Raw genomic sequence first — 3,574 nt, forward strand, 5'->3', positions numbered from 1 at the left:
GACGAGGGAAAGCCATCCGCCCCCGGGGTTCCCGTCCGCCCATCCACCGCTCGTTTGATTGGGATCAAGGCGTCTCCGCCCTCGACTGACCACGATAAAGCCATCGGTTGAATGGCGGTTGGGGCAGTCGGTGGTCATGGGTGGTTCGATCAGCAGAGCGCAGTTTCTTCGTGGTGACTTCCAAGGTCACCCGCTTCCCCTCCGTCCCCCGTGGTCGATCGCCGAACCCCGCTTCATCGAGCGCTGCACCCGCTGCGGCGACTGTCTGCGCGCCTGTCCCGCCGGCATCCTCCAGGCCGGCCGCGGCGGCTTTCCCGAGGTCGATTTCTCCCGCGGCGAGTGCACCTTCTGCGATCGCTGCGCGACTGCCTGCGCCCGCGGTGTCATCGACCGTTCCGATGAGCGCCTCCCGTGGCAGGCGGTGGCGGTGGTCGACGATCGCTGCCTCGCCTTGCGCGGTGTGGTCTGCCGCAGCTGCGGCGAGCGCTGTCCGGAGGGGGCGATCACTTTTCGCATGGTGGTGGGTGGCGCGGCGCTGCCGCAGCTGGAGCTTGCCGCGTGCAGCGGCTGCGGCGCCTGCGTCGCCCCCTGCCCGGTGGGGGCGGTGGCGATCCGGCGGAGCGAGGTGAATCCATGAATATCTGTAGCGTGGTGGTCCATGCGCGGCTCGCTGCCGCCGAGGGGGTGCGGGCGCGGCTGCTGGCCTTCCCGGGGGTGGAGGTCCACGGCGAGTCCGCGGGACGCCTGGTGGTCACCGTCGAGCACGCGGAGCGGGCGGTGGTGAGCGAGGCGCTGATGGAGTTCCACAACATCGACGGTGTCCTCTCCTCCGCCCTGATCTACGAGTTCTGCGACGACGCCGAGGCCGCCGATGCGCCTCCCCACGCTACCCGAGAATCCATTCCGCAGGAGGTGTCCCCATGAAGCAGACCAGGCGCGAGTTCATCAAGACCCAGGCCATCGCCGCCGCCGCGGCCAGCGCGGGCGTGGCCCTGCCGGGGATCTCCGCGGCCGGGGCGACCGCCGGCGGCGACGGCATCCGCTGGGACAAGGCCCCCTGCCGCTACTGCGGTACCGGCTGCTCGGTGCTGATCGGCACCCGGGAAGGCCGGGTGGTGGCCACCCAGGGGGACCCCGATGCGCCGGTGAACAAGGGGCTCAACTGCATCAAGGGCTACTTCCTCTCCAAGATCCTCTATGGCAAGGACCGCCTGACCAAGCCGCTGCTGCGCAAGAGGGACGGCCGCTATGCCAAGGACGGCCAGTTCGAGGAGGTCTCCTGGGACGAGGCCTTCGACGTGATGGCCGACCAATGGAAAAAGGCCCTGAAGGCGAAGGGGCCCACCGCGGTGGGGATGTTCGGTTCCGGCCAGTGGACGGTGTGGGAGGGCTATGCCGCCTCCAAACTGATCAAGGCCGGTTTCCGCTCCAACAACCTCGACCCCAACGCCCGCCACTGCATGGCCTCGGCGGTGGGGGCGTTCATCCGCGCCTTCGGCATCGACGAGCCGATGGGCTGCTACGACGACCTGGAGCACGCCGACGTCTTCGTGCTGTGGGGCGCCAACATGGCGGAGATGCACCCGATCCTCTGGTCGCGGCTCACCGACACCCGCCTGACCCGGCCCGGCTGCGAGGTGCACGTGCTCTCCACCTATGAGCACCGCTGCTTCGAGCTGGCCGACAACGGCATGGTCTTCACCCCGCAGACCGATCTGGCGATCGCCAACTTCATCGCCAATTACATCATCCAGCACAAGGCCTACAACCAGGCCTTCATCGACCGCCACGTCAACTTCACCAATACGCTCACCGACATCGGCTACGGCCTGCGTCCGGAGGACCCGCGCGAGCGGGCGGCGAAGAACGCCGGCAAGGGCAAGCTCTCGAAGATCTCCTTCGAGGAGTACGCCAAGGCGGTCTCCGAGTACACCGTGGAGAAGGCGAGCGAGATGTCCGGGGTACCGCAGGAGGCGCTGCTGAGACTGGCCAAGGCCTATGCCGACCCGAAAAAGAAGGTCACCTCCTTCTGGACCATGGGCATGAACCAGCACACCCGCGGGGTGTGGATCAACGGGCTGGTCTACAACATCCACCTGCTGATGGGGAAGATCTCGGAACCGGGCAACAGCCCCTTCTCGCTCACCGGCCAGCCCTCGGCCTGCGGCACCGCCCGCGAGGTGGGCACCTTCGCCCATCGGCTGCCCGCCGATCTGGTGGTGAAGAAGCCGGAGCACCGCGCCTACGCCGAGAAGGTGTGGAAGCTCCCCGAGGGGACGATCAGCGGCAAGGTCGGCTATCACGCGGTGCTGATGCACCGGATGATGAAGGACGGCAAGCTCAACTGCTACTGGCAGCTGTGCAACAACAACATGCAGGCCGCCGCCAACATGAACGAGGAGAGCTATCCCGGTTGGCGCAACCCGGAGAACTTCGTTGCCGTCTCCGACCCCTACCCGACGGTCTCGGCGATGGCCGCCGATCTGATCCTGCCCACCGCCATGTGGATCGAGAAGGAGGGGGCCTACGGCAACGCCGAGCGGCGCACCCAGTTCTGGCGCCAGCAGGTGCCGGCGCCGGGCGAGGCCCGCTCCGACCTGTGGCAGATCATGGAGTTCGCCAAGCGCTTCAGGATCGAGGAGGTGTGGCCCGAGGAGCAGCTCGCCAAGATGCCCGAGCACCGCGGCAAGACGATGTATCAGGTGCTCTTCGAGAACGGCCAGGTCGACCGGTTCCCGGCCGACCCGGTGACCGATGCGGCGGGCAACGTCTACGGCAACGACGAGTCGGCCCACTTCGGTTACTACGTGCAGAAGGGGCTGTTCGAGGAGTACCGGCTGTTCAACACCGCCGAGGGGCGGCCGAAGAAGGGCCACGAGATGGCCCCCTTCCAGGACTATCACGAGGCGCGCGGCATCCGCTGGCCGGTGGTCGACGGCAAGGAGACCCTGTGGCGCTTCCGCGAGGGCTACGACCCGCATGTGGCGAAGGGCGCCGGGGTGCAGTTCTACGGCAACGCCGACGGGCGGGCCAACATCATCTTCGCCCCCTTCGAACCGGCCGCCGAGAGCCCCGACCGCGAGTATGACCTGTGGCTCTGCACCGGCCGGGTGCTGGAGCACTGGCACTCCGGCTCGATGACCCGGCGGGTCCCCGAGCTCTATCGCGCGATGCCCGACGCGGTGGTCTACATGCATCCGAAGGACGCCCGCGAGCGGCGCCTGCGCGACGGCTCCAAGGTGAAGGTGGTGAGCCGCCGCGGCGAGATCGTCAGCCGGGTGGAGACCCGCGGGCGCAACCGCCCGCCGCGGGGGTTGATCTTCGTCCCCTGGTTCGACGCCGGGCGGCTGATCAACAAGGTCACCCTCGATGCTACCGACCCGCTCTCCAAGGAGACCGATTACAAGAAGTGCGCGGTCAAGGTGGTGAAGGCCTAGGCGGAAAATTCCGCTCTCGTTCCCACGCTCTGCGTGGGAACGTCCTCTTCGACACTCCGCGTGGGAACGTCCTCTTCGACGCTCCGCGTGGGAACGTCTTCTTCGACGCTCTGCGTCGGGAACGGGGGCGCGGTCCT

Annotated in this window: 3 protein-coding genes; all 3 read left to right on the plus strand. The window is 67.7% G+C overall.

Annotated features, from left to right (window positions below):
• The first annotated feature begins 136 nt into the window (after positions 1–136).
• The 3 genes from napF to napA are packed head-to-tail and all read left to right on the plus strand — an operon-like array spanning position 137 to position 3,437.
• Positions 137–637, plus strand: coding sequence for a ferredoxin-type protein NapF (gene napF / locus ACYQ2W_RS25605; RefSeq protein WP_459873784.1), 501 nt, complete (start codon positions 137–139; stop codon positions 635–637).
• Positions 634–924, plus strand: coding sequence for a chaperone NapD (locus ACYQ2W_RS25610; RefSeq protein WP_459873786.1), 291 nt, complete (start codon positions 634–636; stop codon positions 922–924). The genes napF and ACYQ2W_RS25610 overlap by 4 nt, the downstream gene beginning before the upstream one ends.
• Positions 921–3,437, plus strand: coding sequence for a nitrate reductase catalytic subunit NapA (napA, locus tag ACYQ2W_RS25615; protein ID WP_459873788.1), 2,517 nt, complete (start codon positions 921–923; stop codon positions 3,435–3,437). Before ACYQ2W_RS25610 ends, napA begins: the two co-directional genes overlap by 4 nt.
• Positions 3,438–3,574 lie beyond the last annotated feature (137 nt).

The sequence above is a fragment of the Endothiovibrio diazotrophicus genome, from assembly GCF_054657215.1.

Coding starts and splice junctions, on each gene's coding strand:
- napF (WP_459873784.1), top strand. CDS start 137: ATGGGTGGTTCGATCAGCAGAGCGCAGTTTCTTCGTGGTGACTTCCAA.
- ACYQ2W_RS25610 (WP_459873786.1), top strand. CDS start 634: ATGAATATCTGTAGCGTGGTGGTCCATGCGCGGCTCGCTGCCGCCGAG.
- napA (WP_459873788.1), top strand. CDS start 921: ATGAAGCAGACCAGGCGCGAGTTCATCAAGACCCAGGCCATCGCCGCC.